This window comes from Treponema denticola, from assembly GCF_024400535.1.
In the GTDB taxonomy this organism is placed as follows: Bacteria; Spirochaetota; Spirochaetia; order Treponematales; family Treponemataceae; genus Treponema_B; species Treponema_B denticola_C.
This window is the reverse complement of the sequence record NZ_CP038800.1, coordinates 1,399,080-1,416,722: the sequence shown is the minus strand read 5'-3', so window position 1 is coordinate 1,416,722 and position 17,643 is coordinate 1,399,080. Positions and strand designations below refer to the sequence as shown.

Annotated in this window: 14 protein-coding genes and 1 tRNA gene; 2 read left to right on the top strand and 13 right to left on the bottom strand. The window is 37.3% G+C overall.

The window, feature by feature from the left end; genetic code table 11:
- Positions 1-6: 6 nt before the first annotated feature.
- Positions 7-1,038 carry a hypothetical protein gene (locus E4N78_RS06630; RefSeq protein WP_255812245.1) on the bottom strand — a complete coding sequence of 344 codons (1,032 nt, stop codon included), beginning with the start codon at positions 1,036-1,038 and terminating at the stop codon, positions 7-9.
- 171 nt (positions 1,039-1,209) lie between these two features.
- Here E4N78_RS06630 and pcnB point away from each other — a divergent pair, with 171 nt between their 5' ends.
- Positions 1,210-2,352, top strand: a complete 1,143-nt coding sequence (pcnB, locus tag E4N78_RS06625) for a polynucleotide adenylyltransferase PcnB (RefSeq protein ID WP_255812243.1) — start codon at positions 1,210-1,212, stop codon at positions 2,350-2,352.
- Between the two features lie 46 nt (positions 2,353-2,398).
- Here the strand turns inward: pcnB and E4N78_RS06620 are convergent, their stop codons facing one another.
- The 10 genes from E4N78_RS06620 to E4N78_RS06575 all read right to left on the bottom strand — a co-directional run bounded on the left by E4N78_RS06620 (position 2,399) and on the right by E4N78_RS06575 (position 13,366).
- Complete coding sequence (locus E4N78_RS06620) at positions 2,399-2,815, bottom strand: OsmC family protein (protein WP_002690193.1); 417 nt, start codon at positions 2,813-2,815, stop codon at positions 2,399-2,401.
- 8 nt (positions 2,816-2,823) lie between these two features.
- The gene (locus tag E4N78_RS06615; protein ID WP_255812242.1) at positions 2,824-2,982 is read right to left on the bottom strand and encodes a hypothetical protein; all 159 of its coding nucleotides are present in this window, start codon (positions 2,980-2,982) and stop codon (positions 2,824-2,826) included.
- Positions 2,983-3,004: 22 nt separating this feature from the next.
- Entirely contained in the window at positions 3,005-5,026 is a 2,022-nt protein-coding gene (locus tag E4N78_RS06610; RefSeq protein WP_255812241.1) for a S1 family peptidase, read from the bottom strand.
- A gap of 112 nt (positions 5,027-5,138) precedes the next feature.
- A complete protein-coding gene (locus E4N78_RS06605) occupies positions 5,139-6,065 on the bottom strand; it encodes a DUF5692 family protein (protein ID WP_255812240.1) in 927 nt (308 codons plus the stop codon).
- A gap of 22 nt (positions 6,066-6,087) precedes the next feature.
- Positions 6,088-7,251: an iron-sulfur cluster-binding domain-containing protein gene (locus E4N78_RS06600; RefSeq protein ID WP_010697480.1), complete on the bottom strand. Its 1,164-nt coding sequence runs from the start codon at positions 7,249-7,251 to the stop codon at positions 6,088-6,090.
- Entirely contained in the window at positions 7,244-8,785 is a 1,542-nt protein-coding gene (locus E4N78_RS06595; RefSeq protein WP_002669427.1) for a phytoene desaturase family protein, read from the bottom strand. Before E4N78_RS06595 ends, E4N78_RS06600 begins: the two co-directional genes overlap by 8 nt.
- A 6-nt stretch (positions 8,786-8,791) precedes the next feature.
- Positions 8,792-9,625: a DUF5692 family protein gene (locus E4N78_RS06590; protein ID WP_255812239.1), complete on the bottom strand. Its 834-nt coding sequence runs from the start codon at positions 9,623-9,625 to the stop codon at positions 8,792-8,794.
- 94 nt (positions 9,626-9,719) lie between these two features.
- Positions 9,720-10,187 carry a glutathione peroxidase gene (locus E4N78_RS06585; RefSeq protein ID WP_255812238.1) on the bottom strand — a complete coding sequence of 156 codons (468 nt, stop codon included), beginning with the start codon at positions 10,185-10,187 and terminating at the stop codon, positions 9,720-9,722.
- The gene (locus E4N78_RS06580) at positions 10,174-11,976 is read right to left on the bottom strand and encodes a glycoside hydrolase family 2 protein (RefSeq protein ID WP_255812237.1); all 1,803 of its coding nucleotides are present in this window, start codon (positions 11,974-11,976) and stop codon (positions 10,174-10,176) included. Before E4N78_RS06580 ends, E4N78_RS06585 begins: the two co-directional genes overlap by 14 nt.
- Positions 11,963-13,366, bottom strand: a complete 1,404-nt coding sequence (locus tag E4N78_RS06575; RefSeq protein WP_255812236.1) for an MFS transporter — start codon at positions 13,364-13,366, stop codon at positions 11,963-11,965. The genes E4N78_RS06580 and E4N78_RS06575 overlap by 14 nt, the downstream gene beginning before the upstream one ends.
- 116 nt (positions 13,367-13,482) lie before the next feature.
- Between E4N78_RS06575 and E4N78_RS06570 the strand changes: the two genes are divergently transcribed.
- Positions 13,483-13,556: transfer RNA gene (locus E4N78_RS06570), tRNA-Pro, on the top strand.
- Between the two features lie 50 nt (positions 13,557-13,606).
- Here E4N78_RS06570 and E4N78_RS06565 read toward each other — a convergent pair.
- Both E4N78_RS06565 and E4N78_RS06560 read right to left on the bottom strand, forming a co-directional pair.
- Positions 13,607-15,058: a hypothetical protein gene (locus E4N78_RS06565; RefSeq protein WP_255812235.1), complete on the bottom strand. Its 1,452-nt coding sequence runs from the start codon at positions 15,056-15,058 to the stop codon at positions 13,607-13,609.
- A 5-nt stretch (positions 15,059-15,063) separates the two neighbouring features.
- Entirely contained in the window at positions 15,064-17,598 is a 2,535-nt protein-coding gene (locus E4N78_RS06560) for a hypothetical protein (RefSeq protein ID WP_255812234.1), read from the bottom strand.
- Positions 17,599-17,643 lie beyond the last annotated feature (45 nt).

Below are 17,643 nucleotides of genomic sequence, written 5' to 3'. Positions count from 1 at the left end.
TAAGGCTTACTTTTTTGTCTCCGCCTTCCCGTCTTTTAGCTCCAAGCCTTTTTCGAATAAAAAGCTGATGTAGTAGTCTTCAATCGTGTTTTTAGGGCCGGCGGCATTGAGTCGCTTACGGGCATCGGCATTGTTTCGGCGCTGCACATAGGAAGAGTAAAAATGACGAGGATCGGAATTATCAAAATCCAGTTTTTTATTTAAGAGCTTGGCAACATCTTCTCTACCCATTGCAAGGATCTTACAGCTTACCAGCTGATTGCGTACATAAAGGATATCTTCATATGAGATGCCGAATAAAAACTCTTCCAAAGACTGCCCTATAATCTTATTGGATAGTTTTGCAAGCATAAAACTTTGCCAAGAATCATCCAATTTGGAAGAAAGCAAAAAAAGCTCGCTGGTGCCCATCATCGTACCGAATACGGGAGCTATTGTGTCACGGGCAGTCCAAACGCGGGTTAGAACGGGAGCAAATGAAGTGGTGTTTTGATCCAAACGGTGCTCCCAAAGATAGGTTAAGGCATTTGCAACTTTTTCTTGTTTTTGTTTATCCAAAATATTGCTGTCCAAAATAGAAATATAAACATCTTCGGACATAATCGTAAACATGATATTCATAGTAGCAGCTCTAAGTTCTTCAATTTTTTCTTCCGAAAATGATGAATTTGAAGCGACCTTGGTAAGAGCAGAAAAGATATGGAATTTTGCTACAAGAAAGCCGCGTCCCAATACGGCCTTCGTAGGCATTGAAAGAGTACGGGCATCGGAAGGAGTTTTACATAAAGTTTCTATAAGGGTTTCTTGGCTGCGTTTTTCACCTGCAAGAACGCTTGTTTCATGGATTGAAGGAAAGCGGGAAATCGCAGCCGACATTCTTTCCAAATCCATGAGCTTTTTTCCTATTTCCAAAACAGTGGTCTTGTATTCTTCATTTAATCGTTCAAAAGCATACTTAACCAAGGTTCTTTCTTGATCATTTAAAACAACGATGTCTGTAGAGATTATAGTTCCGAGTCCTGCATTATCTATTGTCATATTTTTTCGCAACTTCTCCAATATGCAATTATCTAATGTATAGAAAAGATAGTATACCATATTTCAACGAATTTTTAAAGGGCTTTTTTAGCTAAAACCATAGAATTTTGATAAAAATAGGCAATACTCATTGACATAAAGCCTTTTTACATGCAATATATTCATTCAAAAATGTTAGTTCGATACGGTCAAAATGCCGAAGGAAAGCAGGTTCGGCAGGCTTTAGTCTATACTCAGGAGGAGCACCATATTGCCCTCGAAAAAATAGATATTGAAGCCGTAAAAATTATACAGCGTTTAAATTCTCAAGGTTTTGAAGCCTACATAGTAGGAGGAGCAGTAAGAGATCTATTGATAGGTCATGTTCCAAAGGATTTCGATATTGCAACCTCTGCAGAACCTTCAAAAATACGGAAAATATTCAGGAATTCAAGAATAATAGGCAGGCGTTTTAGGTTGGTGCATATATTTTTCGGAGAAAAAATATATGAGGTGAGCACATTTAGATCAACCGAAGACGGAAGCATAGGAAATAAGTTCGGAACTATAGATGAGGATGTACACCGAAGGGATTTTACTTTAAATGCTCTTTATTATGACCCGATCCATGAGCTCGTAATCGATTATATAGGCGGAGTTAACGATATAAGAGAAAAAAAAATAAGACCTATTATTCCGCTTAAACTTATATTTTCAGAAGATCCCGTAAGAATGATTAGGGCTATAAAGTATGCAGCAATGACGGATTCAGGTATTCCGTTTTTTCTACAGCTTCAAATACGGAAAAATGCCCATCTTTTGGAATTTGTATCCCCTTCAAGAATAACCGAAGAAATAAATAAGATTATTTTTAGCGGGCATGCAAGCGATATTATAAAAAAGCTTTTGGATTTTAAGCTCTATGTTTACCTACAGCCTGGGGCATGCGCCTTTATAGATTCGTCTTCAAAATTTAAAAAGATATATATAGAAAATCTTGCTCTTTTGGATAAGGAAGTTGACGCTAAACCTCAAATAAAACAGGGAGAATGTTTAAAATCATTACTTAAAGATTACATCAGACTGATTGCAAATCCCGAAGGGCCGCCGCAAGAAGTTTATACCTATGTTTACAAGGAATGCAGGCACTTTATTCTCCCCATGAACCCTCAAAGAAAGGAATTGGAATTTGCAGTAAAAAGCGTTTTAAATGATTTGGGAATTAAGGTATCAATGGAGAGAAGCCAAGTACGCCCTGCAAAACTCGGCAAACAGGTTAAGCATAGACGCAAGAAAAAGGCTAAAAAACAAGAAGCTCTTAAAGATACGGATTAAATCAACAACCCCGACGCAGAGCATCGGGGTACAGTGCTCAATGTTTCTAGACTCTAACCAGTTTATGAGCTATCGGGGCAGGATTTTTGATTGTGGCGTGTACCGGACAGCTGTCGTCAACCAAAGCCATAAATTTTTCAAGCTCCTCATCGGAAGCATCGGACTTAATATGATATATTGTTTCAATATCGGAAAGTCCCAGTGTACCCGGTCTAAAAAAGCCTATACATTCAACAGCCAAATAATCCAGTTTAAGACCTTTTTTCTTTGCAATTACCTTTGAAGTAACACACTTACAGGCTCCCAAACCGCTTAAAAGAAGTTCTATCGGGTTCATTCCTAAATCGGTTCCCCCGAAACTCAAGGGCTCATCCGCAATAATTTTCTTGCCTGATGCCTCACATTCAACTTTAAAACCTTCGCCTAAATCTATTTCGGCTTTTGTTCTAAATTCTTTTGCCATAATTTCTCCTATAAAACCTTTTTGCAGCAAATATCAATTTGCGAAAAGAGTTTTTTCAAGTGTGTGCCGAAAAGCACACACATATAATAATGCGAAGTTTTGTACCCGTAAGTACAAAACTCGGTAGATAAACAGTGAAGCTGAATTTCAGCTGAACTGTTTATCATACCTCCTATAAATATTCCCTAGTTATTTTTTTAAGGGAGATTTTAAACCTTTTTTTATTTCAGCAGCCAATTTTTGAATTTCTTCAAACCTATCCTGTTGTTTTAACTCTAAACTTATATAATACAATTGATTGATTTTTTCCGTATCGGATTTTTTTATATCATCCATAAAAAGAATTTCATCATAAAATGTATACTGATCTTGATTATATGGTTTCGCATTATAAGGAGCTGCTTGATTTATTTTTTGCTGCCACTGTTCTATATTTTTTTCGGGAGCTTCCTTAGGCGGTTTTAAATTTTTTGAGAGCCCGATATATATATAATCATCGCTTCTGGCCTTTGTAAACATTTGCAAGTTACGCACTTCAATACCGGGCGTACTGCCTTTTAAATTAAATCCTAAAGAAAGCACTAAGGTAGTTTCTTTATCACTTGAAAAGTCTTTTTTGGATATTGAAAAATCATAATCTCCGGCTTTTATAATCGTATTCTTTGAATTAAAATCAAATTTAATTGCTGCAAGCATAGGGTCAATAGGATAATCTTTGGGCGATAAAGATAAAAATTCTTTCCAATCTCCGAAATTTGCATTATACGAAGGTAGAATATAGTCTGTCATAAAACTATAATCAAGATTATGTCCGTTCCTTGTAGAAGAAATGGCATCAATTTTACTCATAACATAGATTCCTCCCGGAACAGGAAGAGAATACGATATAACTTCCCCGTCTGCAAAGGGAAGCTCCCAATAATTTACAAGCCATTTTCTACCGTAAACATCTATATGGCTTTCAGACCTTGATGCCTGTCCATAAGATAAAACAGGAACTTTTTCTCCTGCGACGGTCCTATAAATACGATCAGCACTTAAAATATAGTCCATATATAATTTAGGGGATTGTATAAGTTCTTTTTCGCTTACATTATCAGGCTTTTTTATCAAAGCCATGGTTGAATTAAGCATTTTACCGTAAACTACTTTGCCGTTTTGAGGAAGCTTATATTCTTTTAGATCATTGGGAATAAATAATCCCCACTTTTTATTTCCCTGACGGGCCAAATGAAGAGGAAAAGAAGGAGCCCAAGCTCCATACATAATCTCTTCCGAACCCAAGGCTTTGGTAAAGGATTCGGCTCCGGAAAAACTATATTTTTTCTTCAAGTCATCTATAATGCTGAGTGTAAATTTTTTATAATCGGACAGGACCGATTTTCGAACCTCCGTCAGCTTTTTGGGTAATTTTTCTTCATACTTAAATTCATAAAAACTGCTTTCTTCAAGAATATGCGGCAGCCTATAAAAAATAGGAAGATAGACCGTACCTAGATTTTTTGCAATATTCTTTGTTTCGGCAAAGGGAAGTGCATAGTTTAAATTTTCATTTTCACTTTTCATGGTAATAATTCCCAAAACCATTCCATCAGGTGAAATAAGCGGTCCTCCTGAATTGCCGGGGCTGGCTGCAGCCGAAAACCTAAGCCACTTCCATTTTCCGTTTCTTTCTTCAAAGGTTTGGCTTGTAAGAAGACCGTTACGGATTATAATGCCTTCGCCCAAAGCATTGCCGACGGAAAAGGTGGGGGTATTTAAGTTAAATTCATTTAAGGCTGAAAGGCCTTCGCCTTTTACATGCTTATAATTTTCTGCCTCAAAAATTATAAAATCCTTTTCAACAGAGTAACTTAAAACCGATCCTACCTTATAAATATCCCCCGATACCGAACGGAGGTTGTAGTCGTTATAAAAACTTTCTTCATAAAGGTTAAAAACATGGGCGGCAGAATAGAATTTGCCGTCATCCATTAAAAAAGCGGTTCCTATGGGAATATATTTGTCGTTTCGTATTGCAAATGGAATTCTATCCATGGGAAGTTTTTTTTCATATTCCAGCTTCCCTTCTTCCGGTTTTAAAACAACAACTTCAAATACGGCTCCGTTTATTTTTTTCAGAACTTCGGGACTTAGAACAGCCTGAGCTCCCAAAATCTGAAAAACTACCGCAAAAAATAAAATCATAAAAATGTGCTTAAATTTCATCATAACAAACATACCTCATTATAATCTACGTGTTAAACAATATCATATTATCTTTTAATTAACAAGAGTGTAAGAATTATAAAAAACGGCCGTACTTGGACGGCCGTCAGTAATATTAGTTCAATTTATTTTCTGCAAGGATTGCCTTATATGATTTTAAATCGGTAAAGACTTCTTCTTTAAGCGGATTACGCTTTGTTTTGCTTATGATGTATAGTTCGTAAGCAAATACGGCAAGGTTTACAATCAAAGCAGCAACAGCCAATACTGTTTTCGGAGCGTCAGCCTGAGTTGATGTAATGCCGAACCAATCCGTATATGAGGCATAATTAGCAGTAAGCGAGAACATTGCAAAGATCGCAAGAGTCTGAGCTCTATGCTGAAGCCATGCGCCTTTTCGGAAGAAGAATTCCGCCACCGTGCATGAAACTATCAATGTAAATCCTGCATAAAAAGATCGGTTTGAGATACAGTTATAGCAATAAGAAATATTCCATAAATCGTATGCAATAATCCAAAACCATAATTGATCAGCCCAAATCATATCCCGTGATTTCGTATTGCTTATCTTTATTTTTAACCAGCCCGAAAGAGAAAGGCAAAGAAATATACCTGCAATTGCATTTATAATATTCCAAGGGCCTCCTTCCATCAAAAGACCGCCGCGTACTACCCCATGCATAGAATAACACTCAATATCCGCATAAACAGCTTCCAAAATATTGATAACCAAAATCAGCATGGGAAAGGTAAGCATAAATTTGTTTGTCTCAAGTTTTTTTACATAGCGTAAAAGCATAAAACCTATTACACCTGCCAAAGCCGAATAAGTTTTTACCCATGCAAACCATGTTGCACCTGAGCTTCCGTTCGCAGTCGTGATAGGCCAAACAAAGATAGAAAAAACAATCGGTAAAGCAACATAAAAGATAATAGAAATCCATTTGCTCCTTCTTGTCAATTCATTAAGTCCTATGAGCATGACCAGTAAAAAGACAAATCCAATTACAGTTTTTAATGTATAACCTGTAAAGAAAAACATTTTAATACCTCCATAAATAAAATTACAAAATAACTTCCAAGTCGCTTATAGGATAAACTTTACACGAATGGATATAATTAAAAAGTTCATCCGCATATCGGCTTAAAACTCCGCGAGCCGTAAAAACGGTTCCGGAAACCAAACGGATTCTGCATAAACTGCATTCACCGCTTCGGCAGCATACATTCATTCTTATACCGGATCTTTCCAGAGCAGTCAGAACGCTTTCACCGGATAATGCAGGAATTTTCTTATCGCCGACTTTTATCGTAAAAGTTTCTTTTCCGCTTAAGTTTTCGGGCCAGCCCGGTTCGTTTTGAATATCCTGCCGTGCACCGAACATTTCACGCCTTATGTGTTTAGGCAAAATACCTATTTCGGTTAAAGTCTTGCTGCAAAACTGGTTCATAATTTCAGGGCCGCAAATATAGTAGGTAGCATTTTTATAATCGGGAACAAGGGCCTTTATACATTCGGCATCGATAAAACCCGTACGGTATTTTTTACATTCGGGATCATTCGACACAACCAAAGAATAATGGAAATTCTTAAATTCGGCAGAAAGACGAGTTAACTCTTCATGGTTTATAGCAAGCTCTTCATTCCGCGTTCCGTAGATAAGATAAACTTCCCTATCCAAACCGGCATGAAGTATTTCCCTGCTCATCGAAAGAAAGGGGGTTATACCGCTTCCACCTGCCAAAAATACCTGTCTTTTATGATGAAAAACCGGATTAAAATGAAATACACCAGCTGGGCCGTTAGCTTCAAACCTATCCCCGGCTTTTACGTTATCAATCAGATAATCGGAGACAAAACCTTTTTCCTGTCTTGCAACAATAATTTCAAAATAGCTTCGCTCTTTAGGAGAAGAAGAAAGGCTGTAAGGCCTTGAAGTTCTTACCCCTTCAATTTGAACAAAGAGGTTGATATACTGCCCTGCTTCAAAAATCGGTAAAAAACCTGTTTCGCTTACAAAGCGGATTTTTTTTGCATAATTGCCGATATTTTCCGTTTCAGAAACTATGAGTTTCATAATATTGGGATGATATTGATTTATTTTTTTCTCGACAGCCGATGCGTCAACCGTAATATCCTTCCCTATTCTTTTTGAAACAGCCAATTCATTTAATATATTTGCTCCGTTTTCCATACGGCTTATAATAAGAGTTTTAAGATCACTCATTGTCCATCTCCTTTAATAATGACGAGGCAAGTTTATCGGCAAACATATAATTAGGTCCGAAACCGCAGGTATTTACCCATCCGCTTGCAAAAACCAAGTTAGGAATAACATTATCCGTTGCAGGAAAGAAAAATACCGAAGAGCGTAAATCCTGCTCATATCCGTAAATAGCTCCGGAAGGATGTCCCAGATATCGCATATGAGTTAAGGGAGTTGCAACTTCTATTTCTTCAATATGACTGCGTAAACCGGGGAAACGTTTTTCGAGCCTGTCAATTATTGTTGAAGCAAGCTCATATTTTTTTTGGTGGTATTCTTCAGGCGAAAGTTTTTCCCACGCTTCCGAATATTTAAGAGTTCCGGCCGTAATTATACTTGTACCCGGAGGCGAAACTTTGGGATCGTCTACTGTATAGCAGGTAGAAATAATCGGATCGATTGAGGTATCCAGTTTATAGGCATTTTTAAAATCTTCATTTGCATCCAAACTTGAATAGGTCAAATTAAAAGAATCGGTAAAGCCGATTGTTTCAGGCGGACAGTCCAGCCCGATAAAACAAGTTAAAGCGGAAATACCGGGTTTATAGCTTTTAAAATACGATCGGATTGAATCCGGAATTTCTTCTTTTTGTAAAAGTTTTGCATAGGTTTGAGTAGGCGAAATATTGGATATTATCTTCTTTGCCCTAAACTCTTCTCCTTCATCATCGATAACACCGCAGGCTTTTCCGTTTTCGATAATAATGCGTTCAACCTTTTTATTAAATAAAATAGTTCCGCCGTTTTCCCGAATCATCTCGGTAAGGGCTTGACTTATAACTTGAGAACCTCCCCGCACATAAAAGGGCTTATCTTCGGTATAAATATAAGTACACATAGCAAGAATCGTAAAAGGAAAGTTTTCCGGAGCGACACCCATAAAACACCAATAGGCAGAAAGGCATAATTGCAGAGCCTTGTCCTTAAAAAACTCATCAAGAACATCCTGTGTACTTCGTACGGCATACTTTGTCAAAGTAGGATATACGGAAGGGAATAATGTTTTGGTAAGCCATTTTTTTAATCCCGAAGGTTCTCCTGTAGAGCCTGCACTTTTTGCCCTAAAAGAATTTATCTCTTCATTAAACTTATAAACTGTTTGATAATATCTTTTGATGTTTTCCGCTTCTGCAGGAAATTCTTTAATCAGTTTTTTTTGAACTTCTTCTTTATCTGCAGGAAGAGTAATTCCCCGTCCATCAGGCAAATTGATTTTATACAAAGACTCGATAGGAATCCATTCGATTTTATCTTCAATTCCGTATCGTCTAAATTGCTTACGAAGAGGGCCGGGGTTTTCCTTTGTTCCCATGGAGCTTAGCTGATGTAAAGCAACTTCAAATTCAAAACGGCCTCGGCAAAAACTTGTACCGCAGCCGCCGGGGATATTGTGTTTTTCCAACACACATACCTTTTTTCCGGCCTGCGAAAGACTTGCAGCAGATGCAAGTCCTCCGTTTCCGGCTCCTATAATAACGACATCATAATTTTTCATAAAGCATTAAAATCCCTTACCGGTAAAAAACATAATAATCGGAACAGCCATTAATATTAAGTTCACAATCATTAAGATACACTGAACCTTTGAAGTTTTAATTTTTTCGCAAAGTTTTATCATTGATTCATGTTTAAATTCATTTTCAATAAACTTTTTGCACGAAATTTGAAAAACTCCTCCGGTTGTAAGAGAGTTTGCACGGAATACCAGCCAAAAGCCGGGAGTGCCTGTAATACATATTCCCAAAAGAGGCATTAGAAGGATGCCCACATGTTCAAGAGCAATAGAGGGACTAAACTCTCCTATTACAAAGAGCCAGTTCCAAATCGTATAAGCCAAAATCCAGCAAACTGTTCCCAGCATAAAAACATTTTTAGAAGCAAAAAGACCTTCTCCGAAAACACCTGCCTCGGCCTTATAAATACCTGTAAGAGGTCCCATATACTCCGGCAGCCAAGAACCGGCAAGACAAAAAACGGAAGCAGCAAGAACCAAACCGGTAACAAAATTATACGGCTGTTTATTTTTTAATAAATCGGTAAAAGTTGCTTCCAAAATATTGATAACCAAAAAAATAAGAACAATTTTAACAAAGAGGTCTCCGTTCATAAGGTTAAACAAAACAAGAACGATAAGAGTTCTCATTATTATGAGGGTCGAAAGTTTGAGTCTCTCAAACATTACCATTTTGCATACAAATAACACTACTATGGGAGCAATAATGTTGATAGGAACATTTGCCCAAAGCGGAAAAAACGATGTTAAAAATGTAGCACAAGTTAAAAGTACGGTAAAAATAAACCAATTAAGATAGGCTTTATTTTTTTTTGCGTTCATATAAATCTCCTTGAAAAAGGATTATATACCAAAGAAAAAAAAAACGCAATAAATTAATTAAAAAATTATCTATAATGATTTATATATTAAAAACCTAATTCAATAGTTTTTCAATATCTTTTTTTAAGTCTTCAGGTGCAACAGTCGGTGCATAGGCGGTAACCCCTTCTCCCGTTTTGTCAACTAAAAATTTGGCAAAATTCCATTTTATGTCTTCACCGTTTGAAGTTTTTTTTAGAAAGGAAAAAAGAGGCTCGGTGTTTTCACCGTTGACTTCAATTTTTGCCATTATGGGGAAAGAAACCTCATACTTACTTTGAGCAAAATTTCTGATTTCTTCGTTTGTGCCCGGATCCTGACCGCCGAACTGATTACATGGAAAAGCTGCAACAAGAAACTTTTTATCCTTGTATTCTTTGTATAATGCTTCCAAACCTTGGAAGTGAGGAGTAAGCCCTCACTCACAAGCCGTGTTCACGATTAAAATAACATAATCTTTGTAATCATTAAAAGAAAAGTCATTTCCTAAGCTGTCCTTAACTGTGTAATTATAAATTCCCATTAAATTTCTCCTTAAAAATTTCGTTTAATGTTTTTGTAATTTTTAATCCCAATGATTCATCAAATTTTATTTCCTTCCTGTCATAGGTAAAAATTCCGTTTATTTCGTCTTCTACATCGCTTACCTGCGTATAGATTGAAGCACTCAAGCCCTTTTCAATAGCAGGAAAAACATCCTTTACATAAAGCTTCCAAACAGCATCATTCAACTCTTCTTTGGTTCTAAACATTTTGTAACCGAATAGAATATCAGAGCTCATGTGTTCTTGAACCGGCAAACTGAAGCCTCCGAATTCAGTAAGGGCCAGTACCCTGCCCCGCTTGTCTTTTTTAGGTTTAAAGGCCTTATAGTAAATGTGGTAACTGTGAAAGTCCCCTTCTCCCTGATCGAAGTAACCGCTTGCATGGTCGATTAGGCGGGCAGCATCTTTTTTGCGTACAAAGGCGGCTGCTGAGGCGGCATCAAACTGGCCCCAACCTTCGTTAAAAGGAACCCAGACTGCAAGAGATGTTATGCCATACAATAAATCGATAGTACGCTCGGCATCGCGCATAAAATTTTTCCGGCCGGTTTCACTTTTTCTTCCGTGAAGAGCATAACGGCTTTTTCCGTCTTTAAAATTAAAACCAAGCCAAGGAGCATACTTTACAACAAAGTCCTTATATGGCCCGCCTCCGCTTACAAAATCCTGCCAAACAAGCATACCGATTTTATCGCAGTGATAATACCAGCGAAGCGGTTCTATTTTTATGTGTTTTCTGAGCATATTAAAGCCCATGCTTTTAAGAGTTTTAATTTCCCATATCATAGCCTCGTCGGAAGGAGGAGTGTACATGCCGTCACTCCAATAGCCCTGATCCAACAGGCCGTGATGAAAAATAGGCTTTCCATTTAAACTTAAAACGGGGCCTGCTTTCCCATCAAGAATGCCGAATTCCCTCATACCGAAATAGGAACGCACGGTATCTTTTCCCGCTTTGATTTCGACATCATATAAAAAAGGATTGTCGGGGCTCCAGCTTTTAAAATCATCGGGCATTTTTACAAGGGCGCGGTTGTTTTGAAAAAGGCCTTCTGCAACCGCTTTTTCTCCGTCAAAGATCTTAACCGAAGCATTGTTTGTCAGATGAGGCAAATCAGCTCCGCACATACAAAGCTCAAGCTCAACCTTAGCTTCTTTAAAGTGAGGGGTTATTTTTACACTTTGAATATAGGTTTCGGGAACTCTTTCAGCCCATACCGTTTGCCAAATACCGCTTTGTCCCGTATACCAAATCTCTCCGCGGTTGAGGGTCTGCTTTCCGTAAGCTTCATCGCCCGTATCCGTATTATCCGTAACGGAGACTACAATTTCGTTTTTGCCGTCCTTTAAAAAAACGCTTATATCGAAATAAAAGGGCCAATAGCCTCCGGAATGGAAACCTGCTTTTTTTCCGTTTATATAGACCGAACAATACTGATCAACCGCCCCGAAATGCAATAAAAGCCTTTCCCCCTCCTTACACTTTTCAAAGGCAAATTCTCTGCGGTACCATAATCTTTTTCCGGGAAGAAGCTGTTTTCCGACGCCCGACAAAAGACTCTCGGGTGAAAAAGGAACTATGATAGTTCCGTCCCATGTTTCGGGAACCTCTTCTGTCTCCGTTATTGCATAGTCCCACTGTCCGTTTAAACACTGCCAGTTTTCTCTTACAAGTTGAGGCCGCGGATATTCGTTTAAGGGACAGTCTATGTTTAGGCTTTCTCCCCAAGGTGTTAAAAGCGGTTTTATAGGTTTATTTTTTCTCATAGGATTCAGTGTCCTTAGGCTCATTGTTTTTTCGCTTATTGTAAAGCTTAGATGCAAAGTAAAGTGGAATAAAGGCGCAGAGCGCTAAAACGGCACCACATACATAGATAGACTCTACGGGAATATTTTCGGTTATGCCGAATTCGTTTACCACGGAACCTGCCCCATTTTTTACCAAAAAATTTCCTATTATTGTTCCGATAATCATCGGAGTCAACACAAAAAAGAGAATACGCATACCTTCAAACTGTCCTCGCGAGGTTTCGGGGTACAGCTCTTTTACCCACATCGTCATCGATTGGGTTACAAGAATCTGTCCCGTACCGGCTAAAAATACGGACAAAAAAAGAGGAATATTTTGCAGGCTGAACACTGCATCCGGCTTGACCGAGGCCGGCTTTATAAAAAGCGATAAAATACAAAGGCCCATACTATTAAGAATAATTGCAAATGCGGCAAGGCGCGGCGTTCGGCTTTTATTTATAAGACCGATTGCAGGAATAACCGATAAGGAAGCAGCAAGCAAACTTAAACCTTGAATTATTCCCATGCGGGCAGCATCAAAGCCCATGCGGTAAATCATCCAGTTTCCCATGTGAACAAAATAAACATTAAACGAAATAAAAAAGACGGCTGTCGTTATACAGGCGAGCATCAGTTCTTTGTGCGAAAAAAAGCCTTCAGCCTTAAAAATCGCAGCAAACTGTTTGCCAAAAGAACCCTCCCTATGCGGTTTTAAATCGGGAGCATCCTTTAACAAAAAAAGTGAAATAAGACCGGTACCTATGACAAACAAACCCATAGACCAAAAAAGACGCTGGTAATTGTTTTCGGCTCCGATTAAAAGACCGCCCAGCACAGTGCCGACTATCGTACCTATAACGGGCTGAATTGCAAGCACAGCCCCAACCTGTCCGCGGTTTTTATCCGTCGTCATATCGTTACTCCATGCGTTGTAGCCCGAATCGTTTCCCATCGAACCGAAAAAACTCATAAAATCATCGGCAAGGATAACAAGAACGGCAGCCCATACAGATACCTTAGCCCCTGTTCCGACATGTCCTCTTCCTACAAATTCGGTCAAGCCGAAAAGGATGGTGGTAAGTCCCCAGACGATGTAACCTATCGAAACAAATCGGCGCCTTGAGCCTATCCTATCGGATAAGGTACCGAATAAAAAAGTTGAAAAGGTTGTTACTAATGCACTCGTAATAACCATTAGGGTTACTATTGAAGAATCTTTTGCTATTTTAGCATATACGAAGGTATTAAACCACTGATTTTCGATGTTCCAGCATAACTGCCCTGCAAGGCCCAAGCCCCACATTAAAAACCAAAAGCGCTTTGTACCGATAAGAGCATCTTTTTTTAAATCCGTGTTTTTAAGCATTTTACCTCCGTTCTTAATCCAATTAAATTTTATCGGGCAATAGGTCAAACGCCGCTATCGAACTTTGCAAAACCTATTGACATTTTTTTAGTTTTGCTATATTATACCCCCCGTTACGGGCAATAGCGCAGTTGGTTAGCGTACAAGTCTGGGGGACTTGGGGTCCCCGGTTCAAATCCGGGTTGCCCGATAAAGAACTTCGTTTTAAAAAAACGAAGTTCTTTTTTTTTATACTAATTTTCAATATCCTAAAACAAGTTTTATTGTTGCTTCTGCCCCTGTTCCTCTAAAACTACCTATAAATGAAGGAGATGCTGATGAAACAGCCGTCTCAAGCCTAAAAATTCTTGTTTCCAAAAAAAGGCCGGCAGTGTTTTTCCAAACCCTGTCTTCACGGCTCATTCCGATATAAGCTCCCAGAACTTTTAAAAAACGGCTTTCCAATCTTAGCCCGCCATCTATATAAAAAGGCTGATAGCAATGGAAACCTAGACTGGGCGTAATAATCAAATAGTCGTTAAAAAAAGGTCTTATATCCGAGCTTATGTTAAGCTTTAGAGATCTAAATATATTTTTTTGAGGTAAATCATAGGCAATATCCTTTTCATCAAAGGAACTTCTTGGAGGCTTTATCTCTCCCGGCTTATTAGGAAGAATAAATTTGTCAATATACTGGAGAATTGATTCCATTTCAAATTTGCCTTCAAATGTTTTTGAAAGGCCCTTATTTAAACGTGAAGGATAAATCGGAATATTTATAATATGCAAATTAAGATTTGCTAGTTCATTAAATTTATAAGAACCGTAAAAACTAAAATCGACTCCGCCTGTCGACAAAATATCTTTTATATCTATACCGCTTTGATTAATAGGCCGTCCAAAAACAGGAATATGGGAATATAAGGTTAACTTTAAGTCTCCATTTGCAACAACTTTACCGGTAACAGGATCATTGACCAGTTTATAGTTTCCCATAGCTGATTCCGTGTATAATAGCGGTATAAAGTAAGAAGCACTTACACGAAATTTAAACCCTCCGAATTGCATCCCGTAAAAAATCCCTGTATCTGTAAACCATCGGCCATAGCCCGTCAGACTGCCGTCCAGCCCTGTGCCGCCGGTATTACCTTTGGCTGCAAAGTCTATGATATCTTTAGGAATATTTACAAAAGCGTTACCATCCAAAGCTCTGGTAAAAAAACCGAATTCAGCCTTTGACTTTATATATATATCCAAATAGAGGTTTATATTAGTAGCTGCGGATACGGAATAACCTGCATTAGGCAAAGTTTTAGACATATTATTTAAATCTATCTCAAGGGTCTCTTTAAAAAAATCGGTAAAAGAAAAATAAGAATTTGAAGCCCCTACATTGATATCAATTCCTAAGGCAAAGCCTTGTCTTCCGTCTTTAAAAAAGGATTTTTTCGGCGGTAGATCAACTATTGAATCATCAATGATTGAATCATCTGCCTTTTCAATCGATTTTTCTTCATTTTCTAAAACAACAGCTTCAACATTTTCATAGCTCTCTTCTCCGCTAGACGAATTCTCAATTCCGTTGCGGGATCTAACCTCATTGAGCATAGTTTCAGCCTGTCCGGTTATAATATCAGTTTCTTGCAAATCTTCGGCAAAAGCATTTACAATAAAACTAAAGACTATTATAAAAAAAAGATATTTTCTTGTCATATTACTCACCTATTAAATTCTTTATCCACATTCATTTTTAGAAGGGTATAAGCTTGAAAATTTAACTTACCGTCTTTTTTAAGGCTATAATCACCCTTAGGTAATATAAAGTTAATATCCAGTTTAAAGGGCTGGTGTTCTTTTATATAGTTTAACTCTTCAGCCGTTAAAGCTATATGTATATTGCCGCTGCCTTCTTCCAAATTTACCTCTTTTTTAAATTTAAAAGTTCCTCCTCCATCAGTCCAATCCTTATTTACAAGTTCAGCTTTTAGTCCCGCTCCTATTTGGTTATTATAGTCAATTACAAGCTCCATCTTTTGTACCATGTCAAGAATTTCCTTTGAATTATTTTGATCGGTATTTGTCTGAGCTTCCTGACGGAATAAAATATCGGGTATTTCGATTTTGTATTCTATATTATTTTCAGCTTTAATAAGCATAGGAATATCAAAAAGAATATCGGCCCTCAGCTTTGTATTTTCTTGACCTTCGATCTTAGACCTTTCTACTTTTAGCTCGTTAAGCTTAAATTTATACTTAAACTTAAGCTGATTAGCCCCATATTCAATTAAATTATTAATCTTCAAGTCGTCTATGTTCATGCTGGCAGGGGGAATTTGATAATTTTCCGGCGAAGTTCCCGTAAAATCAGGAAGCTTATCTACAAACTTTATATTATTTGAAGAAGCAAGAGGCTCTTCAATACCCGTATTATCCTTACCGTATAACATGGAAAGATTCATCTCAGCATTTAAGCCCGGATTTGAGCTCTTTATGATATCGGAGTTTAAATAAAAATACCCCTTAATAGGTTTAAAGCGAAGGTTTTTCAAACCGGGATGATCGTTCAAAAGCTTAAATCCTATTGGTTTAGTTCCATTGGGGTAGGAGTCTTCCAAGGCTCCGGCATCGCCGGGTTTTATAATTGCTTCTTTCCAATCGGTATTTAATTCTAACTTTCCTCCAAATTTATAAACAGCTCCGCCTTCAATATTATTAAGAGTTAAGATATTTGCAACCTGATCGTAATTGGGAAATTGTATTTCTGCCTTAAAATCAAACTTATTGATACCTGATAGATCTAATGAAAAATTTTCGCGTTTAAACATTTCCTTCTCTATTGTACCTGCCGGGAATGTTTGAAAGCCTGAATCTACTCCAAAAGAATTTGATGAAAGTTTAATTTTTATATCGTTTCCAGGCGGTAGACTGTTTTCCAATTTAATCTTTGAAGATAACTCATTAAACTTTATTTTTTTTACCAATTTTTTTATCTCGGTGATATCTTGATCATAATCATACTCCGGCTTAAAATCTTCGGCCATTTTGAGTTTTACCCATTCAAATTTATTTATATTTACATCGAATTTTACTTCCGCATTCATATTATCGGTATACTCATAATCAGCTCCGTTCGCCGAAATATTAATCTTACCCGAAATATCTATATTTTTATTATTTATTGTCTCCCCGGCTAAATTTTTAGTTTGTTCAGAAGCTAAAGCCGTCATATCACAATTTAAGCCTCCAACACCTTGACTTATCTGTATGAAAGGCGAAATAGTAAAGCCGGTCAAACCGGAAGGAAGACTTATCGAGTATTTGATATTACCTTCTCTTATTTCTGCAGAATCAAAGTTATTTGCACCGAGCTCGATACTTGTAGTGCTTATGGTATGCTCTATAGCATGAAGCTTAATACCCTCAACCCGTTTTATTTTTCCTGTTATTTCTTTTTTAAGTTTAGGTGTAAAATAATGGCCCGGTTCTCCTCCCTGCGTTTTAAAGCTAAGATACATTTTACATTTATTAGGGATTATTTTATTGGAAAGATCCACTTCAGCTGTTTCTGCAGCTCCGGTATAAGATGAAATAAGAGTTCCATCCATTTTTTTCAGCTCTGCATTTGTTATCAATATTTTAAAACTAGGAGAGGCGCCTTCTGCAGCAATAGAAAATTTTAAAGAAGCCGGTGTGCCGAAAGTTAAAGAAGAAAAAGAATCTTCAAAACTTATTTCAATAGGATCCGGAATATCCGTCTCCATTTCATATTCAAGAGAGGGAAAAGACAAAGGGATATTACCGCTTTTATTAAAAGATTTCAAAATAGTATCATTTATGTCGAGAGGTATGTTTAATGATTTACTTTGGTTTATCTTAGGTACTTTAAATTCCGTTTCTTTTAAGCCTGAACTCAATCCGTCATTTATTTTTTTTATGGCTTCAAAATTTTCGTTCATATTTAGATCTATATCGAAAACAGGAAAGTGCATAAGATAGTGAAGATCCTGAGGGTGTTCTTTAGGTGAATACTCATATACTTTGAGCTTATTCAAACCGTCACCCATCTTTTTTATCTCTTCATTTATTTTTTTTTCAGAAATAAAATCGCTTAGTTTAATTTCTCTTGTTCCCAAATTAAGCCTTAACTCAGGAGAGGCCTTTATCCTAACTTTTAAAAAAAAACCTTGCTTGCATGATGTTAAAATTAACAATATCAAAGCACCAAACAAGATAATCTTTTTATTTTTTATCATTAGTCCACCTCAATAATTAAGATTTATTGTATTTTATTATATCAC

Excerpts from the sequence above, each read along its gene's own strand:
- E4N78_RS06605 (WP_255812240.1), bottom strand. The coding sequence starts at position 6,065 with ATGTTTTTCTTTACAGGTTATACATTAAAAACTGTAATTGGATTTGTC.
- E4N78_RS06580 (WP_255812237.1), bottom strand. The coding sequence starts at position 11,976 with ATGAGAAAAAATAAACCTATAAAACCGCTTTTAACACCTTGGGGAGAA.
- pcnB (WP_255812243.1), top strand. The coding sequence starts at position 1,210 with ATGTTAGTTCGATACGGTCAAAATGCCGAAGGAAAGCAGGTTCGGCAG.
- E4N78_RS06575 (WP_255812236.1), bottom strand. The coding sequence starts at position 13,366 with ATGCTTAAAAACACGGATTTAAAAAAAGATGCTCTTATCGGTACAAAG.
- E4N78_RS06595 (WP_002669427.1), bottom strand. The coding sequence starts at position 8,785 with ATGAAAAATTATGATGTCGTTATTATAGGAGCCGGAAACGGAGGACTT.
- E4N78_RS06630 (WP_255812245.1), bottom strand. The coding sequence starts at position 1,038 with ATGACAATAGATAATGCAGGACTCGGAACTATAATCTCTACAGACATC.
- E4N78_RS06620 (WP_002690193.1), bottom strand. The coding sequence starts at position 2,815 with ATGGCAAAAGAATTTAGAACAAAAGCCGAAATAGATTTAGGCGAAGGT.
- E4N78_RS06565 (WP_255812235.1), bottom strand. The coding sequence starts at position 15,058 with ATGACAAGAAAATATCTTTTTTTTATAATAGTCTTTAGTTTTATTGTA.
- E4N78_RS06560 (WP_255812234.1), bottom strand. The coding sequence starts at position 17,598 with ATGATAAAAAATAAAAAGATTATCTTGTTTGGTGCTTTGATATTGTTA.
- E4N78_RS06590 (WP_255812239.1), bottom strand. The coding sequence starts at position 9,625 with ATGAACGCAAAAAAAAATAAAGCCTATCTTAATTGGTTTATTTTTACC.
- E4N78_RS06600 (WP_010697480.1), bottom strand. The coding sequence starts at position 7,251 with ATGAGTGATCTTAAAACTCTTATTATAAGCCGTATGGAAAACGGAGCA.
- E4N78_RS06615 (WP_255812242.1), bottom strand. The coding sequence starts at position 2,982 with ATGATAAACAGTTCAGCTGAAATTCAGCTTCACTGTTTATCTACCGAG.
- E4N78_RS06610 (WP_255812241.1), bottom strand. The coding sequence starts at position 5,026 with ATGATGAAATTTAAGCACATTTTTATGATTTTATTTTTTGCGGTAGTT.